The following is a 12,811-nucleotide window of genomic DNA, read 5'->3' as shown; positions in this document are numbered from 1 at the left end:
CCCTTCTAAATCGATGCCCGATAGAGATCCGCGTATGACTTGGCCGATTGGTTCCAACTGAACGCTTGAGCCATCGCAGCGCGGCGCATGTGGTCGAGGCGATCCTTCATGCCGAAGGTCGAGAAGGCGCGGCAGAGGCTGCCGAGGAAGCCGGGAGCGGATGGCTGGTCGAACAAAAATCCGGTCTCACCATCCACGATGGTTTCGGCGAGACCGCCGGTGCGATGGCCGATCGGCAGTGACCCGAAGCGTTGAGCGTACATCTGGCTAAGCCCACAAGGCTCGAAGCGAGATGGCATCAACGTAAAATCGCTGCCCGCGAAGATCCTGCGCGCCTCGGCATCATCGAAGCCGATCTTCACGGCAACGGACCGCGGTGCGCGGGCCTGTGCCTGGAGGAGTGCTTCCTCGAATCGAGGCTCGCCCTTGCCGGTGACGACCATCTGGCCGCCGGCATCGACGATCGCCTGGGCGCTTTCGATCACGAGGTCGACGCCTTTCTGATGCACCAGACGGGCGACGAGAGCGAATAGCGGTCCTCGAGAGACGGCCAGGCCGAACTGATCCCTGACATCGTCGGCATTCAGCGCGCGTTCGGTCCAGTCACCGGCGCCGAACGGCTGCAACAGGGACGAGCAGGTGCGGGGATCCCAAGTCTCGTCGATCCCGTTCAGGATACCCGACAATTGATGACGATCGGCTCGCTGCTTCAACAGTCCGTCGAGACCGCAGCCGAACTCGGCGGTGGTGATTTCCCGGGCATAGGTCTGGCTGACCGTCGTCAGGTGAGAGGCGTAGACCAGGCCGGCCTTGATAAAGGAGAGGCGATTGTAGAACTCGACGCCTTCGATGTTGAAGCTGGCCTCGGGGATACCCAGCTGCGCAAGCGAGCTTCGGTCGAAGACGCCTTGATAGGCCAGATTGTGGATCGTGAAGACGGTGGGGATGTGCGCGTAATGCCATTTCAGATAGCCGGGGATCAATGCGCATTGCCAATCGTTGGCGTGCACCAGATCGGCCGACCAATCCTTGTCGATCAGCCCTCTCGCGAGCTGCGCGGCGGCGTAGGAGAATGCCGCGAACCGGACGTTATTGTCGTGCCAATCGGCCCCACGTCCGTCGGCGTAGGGCGTGCCCTCGCGCTCGTAGAGCTCCGGACATCGGACGACGTAGTAAGCCAGACCGTCGGCGGTGTGGCCGAGATCGACTTCGAAAGCCGGAAGGCCGGCAAAAGCCTGGCATCGGCCTACGGTTTTGAGATCCTTTAAACCCAGGAGGACCGCGGGGTACCCTGGGATGATGACCCGGACGTCTGCAAACTCCCGCAAGGCGCGGGGAAGAGCGGCTGACACGGCGGCAAGGCCGCCAACTTGAATGAAGTCTGAGACTTCGGGCGTCGCGAACAGAATACGCATTCGCTAGGCCCGGCCGCGGTGGTCAACGCCAACCATCTTTTTGAATTCCAATGCGCTTCCCCAATGAAGCGCCATCCAGGAATTCCGCGTCGCAGCAAAGGTTCCTGGTCTCGCTCGAAAGAAGCCACTTTTTGGCCTTCGGTACAAAAGTGTACAGAACCGAGCTGCCACAAGCTCAGCGCTCCGACTGATCTGTCTGTTCTGTACGCTGCAAACGAGGAACGAATGAGTGCATGCCAGCTTTCACGTCATGCTTAAGCGACCGTAAAGCGTCTTCGCGACGCCTCGGCGAAATTTCGGGCATCTATAAAAGGGGCGATCAGAATTTGAGTCAGAGAATGGGAATTGCCGGCCAACCCCGACGTCATGGCCCTCAAATCGTCGATCATGGGGTCACCTTCAACCTCTGGGCTCCTACCGCCCGATCGGTCGAACTGCTTGAGAGCGGTCGTCCGCCACGACGCATGCCGCACGACGAGGACGGCTGGTACCAGATGCTGAGCCCAACCGCTCACGCTGGCACCCGCTACCAATTTAGGATCAATGAGGATTTGGTCGTCCCCGACCCTGCCTCCTTCTTCCAGCCCGACGATGTGGGAGCTGCGAGCGAAGTCATCGATACGGCGACGCTGAGGGATTCCATGCTGTATCCGGGCCGTCCCTGGGCGGAGACCGTGATCTATGAGCTGCACGTCGGCACCTTCAGCGAAGAGGGGACTTATGCCGGCGTCGAGAGCAGGCTGCACTATCTGCGCGAGCTTGGCATCACCGCCATCGAGCTGATGCCGCTGAACGATGTCCCCGGCCGGCACAATTGGGGTTATGACGGCGTGCTTCTGAACGCGCCGAACGCGCGTTACGGTAAGCCGCAGGATCTCAAGCGGCTTTTGCGGGCGGCCCACGCTCTCGACATCATGGTCTATCTGGACGTGGTCTATAACCATTTTGGCCCGCAGCTGAACTATCTGCACAGCTATGCCGAGAGCTTCTTCACCGCGCGGCATACCACCGGCTGGGGGCCTGCGGTCAATCTCGAGGGGCACGACGGCGCGTTCGTCCGTGAATTCCTCATCGAGAACGCGCTGATGTGGCTGCGCGATTATGGCTTCGACGGGCTGCGCTTCGACGCGGTCCACGCGCTCAAAGACGATTCCGAGCGGCATTTTCTCGTCGAGCTCGCTGAGACGGTGCGTCACGAACTGCCGGGCAGGCGCGTCCATCTGATGCTCGAGAACGAGGCAAACCAGGCCCGTCTTCTCGATCGCCGGCAAGGGCTCTCGAGCCATTACGACGCGCAATGGGGCGACGACTTTCACAATGCGCTACACGTCCTGTTGACGGGAGAGGACGAGGGCTATTATCGCGCGTTCGCCGACAAGCCGCTGGAACATCTCGCACGTTCGCTGACGGAGGGATTTGCCTACCAGGGAGAGACTTTTCCGCTTCACGAGGCGCCGCGAGGCGAGCCGAGCGCGCATCTTCCGCCCGAGGCCACCATTTTCTTCGCGCAGAACCACGATCAGATCGGCAATCGCGCCTACGGGGAGCGGTTGTCACGGCTGGTCAGCCCCGAAAAGCTCGGGCAGGCGCTCGCACTGGTCCTGCTCAATCCGCACATTCCCATGCTGTTCATGGGGGAGGAGGCCGCGGCCGAAACACCGTTTCTGTTCTTCGCGGATTGGTCCGGTGAGGCCGCCGAATTGACGCGCGAGGGGCGGCGCAAGGAGTTCGCGCATTTCAAGGCTTTCTCAACCCCTGAAACACGCGCGGGCATACCGGACCCCTGCGATGAGCAAACCTTTCGCGCGTCGAAGCTCGATTGGGCAAATATCGATCGTTCCCCGGTCAGCCTTAAATTCCGGGGCCTGACGGCTCAGCTGCTGCGGATCCGGCGTGAAAAAATCGTGCCGCTGATCAAAGCGGGGATCGTCTCGGCCGAGCGGAGCTTGCTGGGAGATAACCCGCGCATGGGCGGATTGAACGTCGGCTGGCGAACGGGGGGCGGCGACATGCTGCAGATCGTCGCGAATTTCGCCGAGCAGGAACTTCCCATGCCGACGCTGATCGACGGTGAGACATTATGGCAGTTGCGACCGGGCAATGCGGGGGTGGTATTGCCGAGCGATATCATCGTGCGGCTGGGGCGGAAGTGCTGACGTACCGACTGCTCCTAGGAACACTTCCGGCAAGGCTCCGTTAGCGGAGCTGATCCAGGAGTCGTCCCATGCCCGAATATCCCAAGCCTCCCTTCGCCGCCCAGCAGCAACCGATGCCCGGCTCAACGCGCGCGATGAACCCTCGGCCTGATCATGGCGAGGAAAGCTACAAAGGCGCGGGGCGTCTCGTCGGCAAGAAGGCGATCATCACCGGTGGCGATAGCGGCATCGGCCGTGCCGTCGCGATCGCCTACACGCGCGAAGGAGCTGATATCGTCATGCCTAGTTGAACGAGGATGAGGATGCAGCCGAGGTGAAGGCGCTGATCGAGCGAGAAGGGCGCAAGGCTCTCTTGATCCCGGGCGACATCAGTCATCCCGACCATTGCCGGACGGTCGTCCAGCGCGCGGTGTCAGAGCTAGGCGGCATCGACATCCTGGTCAACAACGCGGCCCATCAGGCGACATTCAAAGACATCGGAGACATCAGCGACGAGGAGTGGGAACGGACATTCGCGGTCAACATCCACGCCATGTTCTATCTGACGAAGGCCGCTGTCCCGCACATGCGGCCGGGAGCCGCAATCGTGAACACCGCCTCAGTGAACTCGGATATGCCGAACCCGAGCCTGCTCGCCTATGCCACGACCAAGGGAGCCATTCAGAATTTTACAGGCGGGCTCGCGCAGATGCTCGCAGGCAAGGGCATCCGCGTCAACGCAGTGGCGCCTGGGCCGATCTGGACGCCGCTCATTCCTTCGACCATGCCGGAGGACACCGTCAAGAATTTCGGCAAGCAGGTTCCCATGCAGCGCGCTGGACAGCCGGCCGAACTGGCGACAGCCTATGTCATGCTCGCCGATCCGCTGTCGAGCTACAAATCGGGAGCGACATTGGCCGTGACGGGGGGAAACCCGTTCATCTAAGGACGGCGCCAAGCGATCGGGCGGACTTTTATTATTCGGCGAGGCCGACGGAAAATTACAGCCTTCACGTGCTCAGAGCGTAATGACATAGACCGCGAAGGCGATCGTCATCGCTAGGCCGACGACCACAATTCCGATGATCAGCTTTCCCATGAGGCCTAACCTTCTCCGGGAACGTCAATGGAACGTCGGCGTTTCCGTTCCAGAAAGGCTCGAACGCCATTGCCATTGTGCATCCTCGGCTTCGCCAAGCGGGAATCATGAAGGACTTTGCCCACGCTGCTTTCACGCCCGACGTCGTCCAGCTCATGACGACAGCGCTGGAGGCGGCCGTGGCTACGCTCCCGGAACCTGTGCACGCCCGGCATGTCCATTTGCTTGCAGAGTCGATCCTGCGGGGCGCGGATACAGGCGAACGGGACGTCGCCGCACTCCAGCGAATGGCGCTGCTGGAGTTGCAGCTCGCGCCTTGATCCCGACGCGCGCACTTATGAACGTCAGCGTGCCGAGCTTTTCAGGCGCTCCTTTTGTGTATCTTTGGCGCGCAGAAACTTGACGGCGATGTCGGCCCCGTTCACGCCGTCCAGCTCGCACCTGCGATAGGCTAGGCCGGTCGAGGAGAGAACCAGGAAGAATTCGGTCAGCGACAGGCCTTCGATCGACACGTCCAGCCAAAGCGTCGCTCCGGCTTCCGAAATCGTCTTGACCGCGCAGGGACGCCGCCACGTGCCGTCGATCGCCGTCATCTGGGCCGGGATCGCGGTTTCGAACGTCACGGATTGTTGGTCTTTGGATTGCCGCACGAAAGCCCCATCGGGAGATTATGCGGTATATGGAATCCTCAGTCGCCAGGAGCCGCCTTATCATTTGTTAGGGCGGGTCGCATTCTGTTCGGAAGGCGGGCTACGTTGCCTTGGCTTTCCGCATTGATCGGATTTCCGTCGATTTCGAACATCGAACCGTGGCATGGGCAGTCCCAACAGACTTCGAAACCATTCCAGTGCAGGTAACAGCCGACGTGACTACATGCTGCGGAATTGAGGTGGAGCGTTCCCTGATCGTCGCGATAGGCCGCGAGCTTCTCCAGACCGCGCCGAACGATTGCACCTTGCCCCGGTGTCAATGCCTCAACGGAGCCGACCTCGCCGGGCGCGACATATTCGGCAAAGCTCTTCAGGCGGTCACGTTCTCAGACATGAAATTCTTGGCGGCCATGAGGGGAGTGTATGCGCCCCGACAAAACAAGGAGTCAGACGGCTCCGACAAAGAGGCGCCAGCAGCCTCGCCAGAGGCAAACGACCTCGAAGAATTGTCAGGCAGGCTTTCGATGCGCAGGCGCCTTTGCGCGTCCAGCTTATCCCGAATGGGTTATCTAATTACTGCGCCAGTTGCCGACTGCATCCGCTTGGATCCGTCCCCGGCAGCAAACAGAACCATGGCGCAACTGTTCGCAGAGCGCCACGCGGTTATTGCGCGCCGGGCACGATGACGAGGAATTTCCCGGCTGGAGAGTCGCGGGGCCAGGGAACAACGCCTTGGCGATCTGATTGGATCGCTGCGGCTGAACCATGCGGTGGGCCGAGCATTTCGGACAAGCGTCGTTTTGACCAAGGAGGCGACAATGGACGACAAACGAAGGTCATCAGAGGCGGGCGAACAGGCCGCCAAAGACTTGCGCGAGGCAGCTGCCAGGGATGAAGCAAAAACAGAGAGCAGGACGGGGCACGATTTACCTAAAGGCGCTGATCGCTTCGAGGAACGTTCGAAAAGCTCCGATGGAAAAACCGCGGAGGAAAAGCAGCAAGGCAAATCGTGACATCGCGGCCGAGGTAGCGTTTCCCGGGCACTACCGTGCAGTGGCCGTCTGCTATGCTACAGCGTTTCCGTTTGTGGAACTTCGCGGAATCGCGCGCATTGATTGTGCGGAAATTCTGTTCACGGAGGAAACATGGCGGTCAACAAGCCGACGGGCGACAATGCCCGCAAGGGCGCTGTGAAGAAGCGCTCGCAGACGAAGAGCACCATTGGCGGCGCGAGCGCATGGACCAAGCGCGAAAGGAGTTCGGGCGAGTTCATGGCGGTGAAGCGTCCCGGCAAGAAGAAAAAGACCGCCAAGAAATTCAAAGGCGTGCGCGTCGAGAAGAAGAAGCCCGCGAGAAAACGTGCGGCAAAGAAGACCGCCAAAAAGAACAAAAAGAAGAAGACTGCCCGGCATTAAGCCGCGAACCTGGAGCGGGAATAAGGCTCGAAATGGATCGGCGCCGATCCGATGCGCGATGAACTTCGCGTGCTCCTGCGCCTCGCGGCGGGATACGCATGGATGTCCAACCCGGTCATGGGCGGAAACAGCCCGCGAGATCGAAGAAGAACTGTTTCATAAGAGCAAAAACGTTGCTCCCCCGGCAGCGTTCCTATCGCCCCGCGGACAGCCGCTCGGCATTCGCCGCGACTATTTTCCTGTAATGATCGAGGACGTGACCGCAGTCGCCGCCGCGGATGAAAATCGAGCCGGCCTCTGAGGCGGCGTCGAACTTCTCTGTCACCATGAGAAACATCTCGTCAGATGTGCCGTCTCCCGCGGCCATCTGCCGGAGTCGCATCTCCATGACCTCTAGCGCGTCGGCCATGAGTGTCAGCGCTGAAAACCAGAAAAGCATGTTTTACTCCGCCCCGGCTTTTGCCGGCTTCAACTATCGCTTATCCACGCATTCCGTCCCGGCGGGGTTCCAAAAGAGGGCGGGCGGTCCGCCGTTTCGGCCGGGGAGCGGACAGCATGCGATGCAGCGTCTTCGCGTTCGCCGGCGCATGGGCATCATTGTCGTTGTTGAAATAAACCCAGGCCCGCGTCGCGCCGCTCTCCCTGATCCGGTTCGCCCACTTCAGAAGTTCTTCATCCGAATAATATGGCGATACCAGCGCTCCGGCCCATGGAGGCGGACGTAGACCTCGTCCGCCGTCCGGACAAGCTCGTCAGGAAGGCGCGGGCCGCTGCAGGAGCAGAAGATGATCCCGGCGTCGCGGAAGGCGCGGTAGACTGCCTCATTCCACCAGCTCTTGTGCCTGAACTCTACGACGTTGCGGCGTGCGGAATCGAGCTGGCTGACGATCGCAGCAAGGCGGGCCTTCGTGTATCGGTAGCTTGGCGGGAGCTGGAACAGAAAGCAGCCCATCTGTTCGCCAAGAATATCCGCGACGACCCCGAAGTCCCGGATCAGCGTCTTCGTGCCCTTGAACTTTTTGACATGGGTGATGAGTTCGCAGACCTTGACAGTGTAGACGACGCCCTTGCCACCCGGCTGGCGGCGCCAGGCGTGGACATTCGCGACGGTCGGCCATGAGTAAAATGACGCGTTGATCTCGACGGTGTCGAACGTTGATGTGTAGTGCGGGAACCAGTTCGGCTGCGGCACGGACGCGTAAAAGGAATCCCGCCATTTCCAGTACCGCCAGCCGGAACAGCCTACGAAGATTGTTTTCTTTAAATCAGGCGGTGGCGGAAGGCCGTCCGCCTTCATCTTGAGCCTCACACGGTGCATTTTCGCTGCGCGCAGAATGTTGTTCTCGCGCTGTTTTTCACGGCGAAGCCGGCGCCGTTCGCGTCTTTCTTCCAGCGTCAGTTGTGTGATGGGGCCGGGAGCCGGTGAAGGCACGTGTCAGTCCTTCGCTTTTCGCAAATTGCCTTCGAGGCGCTTTTTAAGCTCCCCCCAGCGTTCGTCCTCTGCGTCGGCGCGGCGCTGCACGGCCTCAAGATCCTTCGCTATGGCGTCGGCTCTGTCCTCGTGATCGGCTTCTGCCTCAAGCAGTGCCTCCTGGGCCTTCTCGATTGCCTGGTTGCGTTTCTCGCGTGCCTTGGCGGCTTGCGCCTCTTCCTTCGCGAGCCGCGCTTTCCGCTCGCGCTCCTCCTTCTCGTATCTGGCCGCGGCCTTGCGCTCAGTTTTCTCGTCACGCGTCTTCGGAGGACGCTTTCTGCCGGCACTTTCTTTCTTCGTCCGCGGCCGTGCATCGAGTGACGCGGCGGACGGCAATTCCGCGTGCTCTCTGAAGGCGGAGTTCGAGCCAACGGGTCTTTGCAGCACGACGCCGGGCTTTGCCATGGCGGCGGCGATGACCTTCTCGTCCTCGGCTTCCTTCGCGAAACTCTGATGGAAAAGGTTGCTGGCCGCGCCCCATGCTTCGAGCGCAGCCTTCATCGAGGGGGCTGCGATGGCGAGATCAAAAAATCCCTGCGAGGTCTGATAGACCTTGAGTTTGCGCGGCATTCCGGTCCAATGGATCGTCCTGTATTTTTGTTCCGCCATGGGAACGTTTCTGTTCCACTATTGGAAACATTATTGGCGGCGATGGTTGTAGCTTGCCGTCCTCCGACGCAGGGAAGATCCCGATGATCCTTGAAAGCTTTGATCGCCGCACACTCGCGAATATGGAAGCTGCCCTCGACCGGATTTGCGAGGGAAGGCCGGACCGCGAGGACCATGAGCTTAGATCGTTTATTGCGGAGAACCTTGTGCGCTGCGCGAAACAGGGCAAGACCTCCATCGGCGCTTTGACGGAAGCAGGAGAGGCCGCGCTCGCCGGCCGCTCGATCGCGGACAGGAGACAGGCCTGACGAATTTTACGCCGCGGAGGCTTCCTTGCCGGCGCGCGGCAGCCAGCGCCAGACCCCAAGAACGTTGATCAGAAGCAGGACCGCGTTCTGGACGACGAGCGAGGTTTTCGCCTCCAGCACGCCATCCGCAATCCAGGCCATGGAAGCCGCTATGAAGATAGCGAAGCCCCATACCGTGACGCGCGCGTTGATGTTCGCTGCGACCATGGCTGCCGCGATGATCGTGATGCCTGCTGCCGCCGCCCTCAGTATTTCGAGATCCATGGTTTCCCGCGTTGACCGTTGAGTGTTTTGATCCTTGGTGTATTGGCTCGGAAAAACATTCCGCCGGCCACCGTTCCTCCATGTTCACAGGACGATGATTTCCTGTGCGCGGATAACAATCTCTTCCTGTATAAGCTCACGTTCAAGGCGCTCGCGCAGGGTCCGCCAGAACTCGGGCGCGAGTTTTGCCGCCATGACCTCGATGACGACGATATTGTCCCGCTCGGTTTCCTCGCCGCTGCGCCAGAGGCCCTGGCCGGGTGCCCTGACGAAGCTCGTCGCGCCGCCGAATTTTCCGCTGAGCTCTTCCAGAAACTCTTCGAACCAGCGCTGCGGGACCGGCTGGCCGTCGCCTTTCGCCTTCGGCAGGAGAATCTGGATTAGATAGGAGTTGTTCACGACACAAGCCTCGCCCGCGCGCTCCCGGGCCAGCTGTTCAGAAGCGTCTCGGTCGTGACGCATTCGACCTGCTGCCCGAAGCGGTTCATATAGACGTTCATCATGGAATCATGCGTCTCGTCGGCCGAACCGCAAACCGCATCCGTCACCAGAATGACGCGGAAGCCCCAATCGATCGCGCCGAGCACGGTCGCGAGCACGCAGACATCGGTTTCTCCTCCGGTGACGATGAGCGTATCGACGCCCGCGCCGCGCAGCTGGAGGTGCAAGTCGCTACCGGTCCAGGGAGAGTAGATGTGCCTGTCGAAAATTCGCGCTGGCGGGACGAATCGCGCGAGGTCCGCGACGATGTCGATCATCTCCGCGCCGAGCCGGTCGATGGTCATCGCTTCCCAGCGCTCGTAATAATGCCGCCACATGCCGGCGCCCTGGCCGGGCTTTCTCGCCGGAATAAAGCGGGTAAAGATGGTCCGGTCCTGGTGCGCCTCTGCGATCCGGACGACATTCGGCAGCACGCGCGGCAGCCACGGCATCTTCCATTCAGTGGTTTCGGCGAACATCCTCTGCATATCGACACAGATATGGACCGCGTTCTCTCCCGGACTTCCCCAGCGAAGGTCGTCGTTCTTTGCCATGCCTTTATCCTCAACCGCCAGCTCCAACGGAGCGGCGCGGATGCTGGTTCCTGTCCTTAAAAGGGTTGCGGCGTGCAACCCGGCTAGCCCTGCGGCAATGAGCGGGGATCGGCGGTCAAGGGTGTGCCTTCGCACGAGCGAGCGAGCCGCGCCCTTGACGGCCGAAGGGGGCGCAAGCCCCGCCTTTAAAGCGCGAAGGATCGTCACCGGATGGCCGGGACGAAGACCCGGGCGCGGTACGCGCTAGAGCCTGGCCGGCCGCGCAGCGGGCGGCGCGCCCTCGTAAAAACGGAACCGCGCGGCCTCGCGGAAAGTTGGGTGGGAAAACAAGCTGAGGAACGAAATGAAGCGCATTACAAAATGGCGGGCCGCCGCAAGACGCGAACTGATCGAACCCAAAGGCGATAAGCGTTACATCAGGCGCGACGCGGGAGGCCGGATCAAAGAGAGCGATGACGTTGGTCGCTCGCTCTCGCAGGACAAACGCACCAAAGCCAAAAAAGCCGCGAAAGCGGATGAGGGCGACCGCGGCGACCGCAAGCCGGCAAAGGCCAAGGGACGGAAAAAGGCGCGTGCGCGAAAGTAGCGGCACATTAGATCTTTTTGGGGACGCGAGTCTCCCGGAAGGCATGAGGTATCAGCGCGACTTTCTGACGGCTGAGGAAGAAGAGCGGCTTCTGACCCATATCAAGGCCCTCCCGTTCAGGGAATTTGAATTCCGAGGCTTCACAGGCAAGCGCCGGACGGTCTCGTTCGGCTGGCGTTACGATTTCAACGGCGGCGGGCTGACGAAGACGGACGATATGCCGGAGTTTCTCATGGGGCTTCGCGGCCGCGCCGAAGCGTTCTCCGGAAACGCTCCCGGCAGCTTTCAGCAGGTTCTTGTCACCGAGTATGCAAGCGGGGCCGGAATCGGCTGGCACAAAGACCGTTCCGTCTTTGGCGATGTCGCCGGCATCTCTCTTCTGTCCGCCTGCATTTTCCGGCTTCGCAGGCGAAAAGACATCGGATTTGAGCGCGCAAATCTTCTTGCCGAGCCGCGCTCCATCTATCTCCTGCGCGGCCCTTCAAGAAGCGAATGGCAGCACAGCATCCCGGGCGTCGAAAGCCTCCGCTATTCGATTACGTTTCGTAACCTCCGCGAAGGAAGGCTTTCATAGTGGCCCGCGTCTCCACCCTGCCAAAAAAGTTGCAACCGATGCTCGCGAGGCTGACCGACGCGCCGTTCGACGACAAGGGCTGGATCTTCGAGGACAAGTACGACGGCTTTCGCATGGTCGCGAAGATCGAAAATGGCAGTGTCACCTTATACAGCCGCAACGGCAAGATCATCAGCCACAGCTATGTCGAGGTCGCGCAGGCGCTCGAAGCCGTAAAAGGGGATGTCGTTATCGACGGCGAGCTGGTCGCGATCGGCAAAGACGGCGTCTCGCATTTTCAGCTACTGCAAAATGCGTTCCGCCACCAGGCGAAGCTGCAATATTGCGCGTTCGATCTCATGTTTCAGGACGGGGAAGACCTTCGTGGATTAACGCTTCTCGCGCGCAAAAAGAAGCTTAAAGCCATCCTGCCAAAACATAAGCTGATCGCGTTCAGCCGTCACCGCGCGGCATCCGGCACGAAGTGTTTCGCAGAGGCCGAACGCAAAGGCCTCGAAGGGATCATGGCGAAGCGCACCGATAGCAAATACCTCTCCGGCGCGCGGACGGATGCCTGGCTCAAGATCAAGACTTCCCGGCGGCAGGAAGTCGTCATTGCTGGCTTCACCGCGCCGCGGCGCACGCGGCCTTTTTTCGGCGCGCTGACCCTGGCCCTGCGCGAGGGAAACGGCTGGCGCTACATCGGACATGTCGGCACGGGTTTCAGCCACGAGACGCTCGAAGAGCTGCACAAAAAACTGGTGAAGTTGAAGTCAGACAAATCGCCCTTCGGCGAAAAAGTGAAGGACGAGGCCGTCACTACCTGGGTCAAGCCGCTGCTCGTTGCCGAGGTGAAGTTTACGGAATGGACCGCTTCCGGAGAGATGCGCCATCCCGTTTATCTCGGCCTGCGCGCTGACAAAAACGCGAAAGACGTTGTGCTGGAGCGTGAGAAAAAGCCAGCCGCGCGCCGTCACAGGTCTTGACGCTGATCGCCACTGGCGCGTCGGTTGCGCCCCGACGCGGAAGGCCGCAGCCATTCCCGGCTACGGCCCACGCGATGGTCAAAAATAGCCGGGTAAAAATCTCCTAAGTGAAATATGGAGCCAGCCCCGGTCCCGCCACTATACCGGCCCGGACACGCCCGGCGTCAACTTATGTGAATCGAAAGTTAATTTCGTGAGGAGGGCGCCGCGGCCGCGCAGCGCACGCCCCGGCCGGCGGAGGAACTTGCGGTCAAAATGCTGATTTGTAGCTGAGCAACAGGGAGTA

Annotated in this window: 16 protein-coding genes and 2 pseudogenes; 9 read left to right on the top strand and 9 right to left on the bottom strand. The window is 60.7% G+C overall.

Annotation, left to right across the window (positions count from 1 at the left end):
• Window positions 1-5: 5 nt before the first annotated feature.
• Window positions 6-1,415, bottom strand: coding sequence for a glycogen synthase GlgA (gene glgA, locus NLM15_RS33490; protein ID WP_254122096.1), 1,410 nt, complete (start codon window positions 1,413-1,415; stop codon window positions 6-8).
• A gap of 338 nt (window positions 1,416-1,753) precedes the next feature.
• Here glgA and treZ point away from each other — a divergent pair, with 338 nt between their 5' ends.
• The 3 genes and pseudogenes from treZ to NLM15_RS33475 all read left to right on the top strand — a co-directional run bounded on the left by treZ (window position 1,754) and on the right by NLM15_RS33475 (window position 4,969).
• Window positions 1,754-3,571, top strand: coding sequence for a malto-oligosyltrehalose trehalohydrolase (gene treZ / locus NLM15_RS33485; protein WP_254122095.1), 1,818 nt, complete (start codon window positions 1,754-1,756; stop codon window positions 3,569-3,571).
• Between the two features lie 68 nt (window positions 3,572-3,639).
• Window positions 3,640-4,496 (top strand): annotated as a pseudogene (locus tag NLM15_RS33480) (SDR family oxidoreductase).
• Window positions 4,497-4,756: 260 nt separating this feature from the next.
• Window positions 4,757-4,969 carry a hypothetical protein gene (locus NLM15_RS33475; protein ID WP_254122094.1) on the top strand — a complete coding sequence of 71 codons (213 nt, stop codon included), beginning with the start codon at window positions 4,757-4,759 and terminating at the stop codon, window positions 4,967-4,969.
• Between the two features lie 24 nt (window positions 4,970-4,993).
• Here the strand turns inward: NLM15_RS33475 and NLM15_RS33470 are convergent, their stop codons facing one another.
• Both NLM15_RS33470 and NLM15_RS33465 read right to left on the bottom strand, forming a co-directional pair.
• Complete coding sequence (locus NLM15_RS33470; protein WP_254122093.1) at window positions 4,994-5,242, bottom strand: PilZ domain-containing protein; 249 nt, start codon at window positions 5,240-5,242, stop codon at window positions 4,994-4,996.
• A gap of 95 nt (window positions 5,243-5,337) precedes the next feature.
• A complete protein-coding gene (locus NLM15_RS33465) occupies window positions 5,338-5,619 on the bottom strand; it encodes a Rieske 2Fe-2S domain-containing protein (RefSeq protein WP_375166897.1) in 282 nt (93 codons plus the stop codon).
• 498 nt (window positions 5,620-6,117) lie between these two features.
• On the opposite strand from NLM15_RS33465, the gene NLM15_RS33460 reads away from it, so the two are divergent.
• A complete protein-coding gene (locus NLM15_RS33460; RefSeq protein WP_254122091.1) occupies window positions 6,118-6,312 on the top strand; it encodes a hypothetical protein in 195 nt (64 codons plus the stop codon).
• Window positions 6,313-6,444: 132 nt separating this feature from the next.
• Window positions 6,445-6,714: a hypothetical protein gene (locus NLM15_RS33455; RefSeq protein ID WP_254122089.1), complete on the top strand. Its 270-nt coding sequence runs from the start codon at window positions 6,445-6,447 to the stop codon at window positions 6,712-6,714.
• A gap of 193 nt (window positions 6,715-6,907) precedes the next feature.
• On the opposite strand, the gene NLM15_RS33450 is transcribed toward NLM15_RS33455, so the two are convergent.
• From NLM15_RS33450 to NLM15_RS33440, 3 genes and pseudogenes are all read right to left on the bottom strand, one after another.
• On the bottom strand, window positions 6,908-7,153 hold the full coding sequence (locus tag NLM15_RS33450) for a hypothetical protein (RefSeq protein WP_254122087.1): 246 nt from the start codon (window positions 7,151-7,153) through the stop codon (window positions 6,908-6,910).
• Between the two features lie 40 nt (window positions 7,154-7,193).
• A pseudogene (locus NLM15_RS33445) lies at window positions 7,194-8,011 on the bottom strand (DUF72 domain-containing protein).
• Between the two features lie 138 nt (window positions 8,012-8,149).
• Window positions 8,150-8,794: a cell envelope biogenesis protein TolA gene (locus tag NLM15_RS33440; protein WP_254122085.1), complete on the bottom strand. Its 645-nt coding sequence runs from the start codon at window positions 8,792-8,794 to the stop codon at window positions 8,150-8,152.
• A gap of 83 nt (window positions 8,795-8,877) precedes the next feature.
• On the opposite strand from NLM15_RS33440, the gene NLM15_RS33435 reads away from it, so the two are divergent.
• Window positions 8,878-9,102 carry a hypothetical protein gene (locus tag NLM15_RS33435; RefSeq protein ID WP_254122083.1) on the top strand — a complete coding sequence of 75 codons (225 nt, stop codon included), beginning with the start codon at window positions 8,878-8,880 and terminating at the stop codon, window positions 9,100-9,102.
• A 6-nt stretch (window positions 9,103-9,108) separates the two neighbouring features.
• On the opposite strand, the gene NLM15_RS33430 is transcribed toward NLM15_RS33435, so the two are convergent.
• The 3 genes from NLM15_RS33430 to NLM15_RS33420 form a co-directional block, all read right to left on the bottom strand.
• Window positions 9,109-9,366 carry a hypothetical protein gene (locus NLM15_RS33430; protein ID WP_254122081.1) on the bottom strand — a complete coding sequence of 86 codons (258 nt, stop codon included), beginning with the start codon at window positions 9,364-9,366 and terminating at the stop codon, window positions 9,109-9,111.
• An 84-nt stretch (window positions 9,367-9,450) separates the two neighbouring features.
• Entirely contained in the window at window positions 9,451-9,765 is a 315-nt protein-coding gene (locus tag NLM15_RS33425; RefSeq protein ID WP_254122080.1) for a hypothetical protein, read from the bottom strand.
• A complete protein-coding gene (locus NLM15_RS33420) occupies window positions 9,762-10,400 on the bottom strand; it encodes a cysteine hydrolase family protein (protein ID WP_254124554.1) in 639 nt (212 codons plus the stop codon). Before NLM15_RS33420 ends, NLM15_RS33425 begins: the two co-directional genes overlap by 4 nt.
• Window positions 10,401-10,743: 343 nt before the next feature.
• Between NLM15_RS33420 and NLM15_RS33415 the strand changes: the two genes are divergently transcribed.
• From NLM15_RS33415 to ligD, 3 genes are read left to right on the top strand one after another with little or no spacing between them, the layout of a single operon-like run.
• Window positions 10,744-10,986 carry a hypothetical protein gene (locus NLM15_RS33415; RefSeq protein ID WP_254122079.1) on the top strand — a complete coding sequence of 81 codons (243 nt, stop codon included), beginning with the start codon at window positions 10,744-10,746 and terminating at the stop codon, window positions 10,984-10,986.
• Between the two features lie 43 nt (window positions 10,987-11,029).
• Window positions 11,030-11,560, top strand: a complete 531-nt coding sequence (locus tag NLM15_RS33410) for an alpha-ketoglutarate-dependent dioxygenase AlkB (protein WP_254124552.1) — start codon at window positions 11,030-11,032, stop codon at window positions 11,558-11,560.
• Window positions 11,560-12,525 (top strand): non-homologous end-joining DNA ligase, encoded by a 966-nt coding sequence (gene ligD / locus NLM15_RS33405; protein ID WP_254122078.1) that lies wholly within the window; start codon window positions 11,560-11,562, stop codon window positions 12,523-12,525. Before NLM15_RS33410 ends, ligD begins: the two co-directional genes overlap by 1 nt.
• The last annotated feature ends 286 nt before the right edge of the window (window positions 12,526-12,811 follow it).

It is taken from the genome of Bradyrhizobium sp. CCGB20 (assembly GCF_024199855.1).
In the GTDB taxonomy this organism is placed as follows: domain Bacteria; phylum Pseudomonadota; class Alphaproteobacteria; order Rhizobiales; family Xanthobacteraceae; genus Bradyrhizobium.
This window is presented reverse-complemented; position numbering and strand designations above follow the sequence as displayed.

What these genes read in the sequence shown, in the direction of transcription:
- NLM15_RS33415 (WP_254122079.1), top strand. Translation starts at nt 10,744, where the DNA reads ATGAAGCGCATTACAAAATGGCGGGCCGCCGCAAGACGCGAACTGATC.
- NLM15_RS33430 (WP_254122081.1), bottom strand. Translation starts at nt 9,366, where the DNA reads ATGGATCTCGAAATACTGAGGGCGGCGGCAGCAGGCATCACGATCATC.
- glgA (WP_254122096.1), bottom strand. Translation starts at nt 1,415, where the DNA reads ATGCGTATTCTGTTCGCGACGCCCGAAGTCTCAGACTTCATTCAAGTT.
- treZ (WP_254122095.1), top strand. Translation starts at nt 1,754, where the DNA reads ATGGGAATTGCCGGCCAACCCCGACGTCATGGCCCTCAAATCGTCGAT.
- NLM15_RS33455 (WP_254122089.1), top strand. Translation starts at nt 6,445, where the DNA reads ATGGCGGTCAACAAGCCGACGGGCGACAATGCCCGCAAGGGCGCTGTG.
- NLM15_RS33470 (WP_254122093.1), bottom strand. Translation starts at nt 5,242, where the DNA reads ATGACGGCGATCGACGGCACGTGGCGGCGTCCCTGCGCGGTCAAGACG.
- NLM15_RS33420 (WP_254124554.1), bottom strand. Translation starts at nt 10,400, where the DNA reads ATGGCAAAGAACGACGACCTTCGCTGGGGAAGTCCGGGAGAGAACGCG.
- NLM15_RS33450 (WP_254122087.1), bottom strand. Translation starts at nt 7,153, where the DNA reads ATGCTTTTCTGGTTTTCAGCGCTGACACTCATGGCCGACGCGCTAGAG.
- NLM15_RS33460 (WP_254122091.1), top strand. Translation starts at nt 6,118, where the DNA reads ATGGACGACAAACGAAGGTCATCAGAGGCGGGCGAACAGGCCGCCAAA.
- NLM15_RS33440 (WP_254122085.1), bottom strand. Translation starts at nt 8,794, where the DNA reads ATGGCGGAACAAAAATACAGGACGATCCATTGGACCGGAATGCCGCGC.
- NLM15_RS33410 (WP_254124552.1), top strand. Translation starts at nt 11,030, where the DNA reads ATGAGGTATCAGCGCGACTTTCTGACGGCTGAGGAAGAAGAGCGGCTT.
- NLM15_RS33435 (WP_254122083.1), top strand. Translation starts at nt 8,878, where the DNA reads ATGATCCTTGAAAGCTTTGATCGCCGCACACTCGCGAATATGGAAGCT.
- NLM15_RS33475 (WP_254122094.1), top strand. Translation starts at nt 4,757, where the DNA reads ATGAAGGACTTTGCCCACGCTGCTTTCACGCCCGACGTCGTCCAGCTC.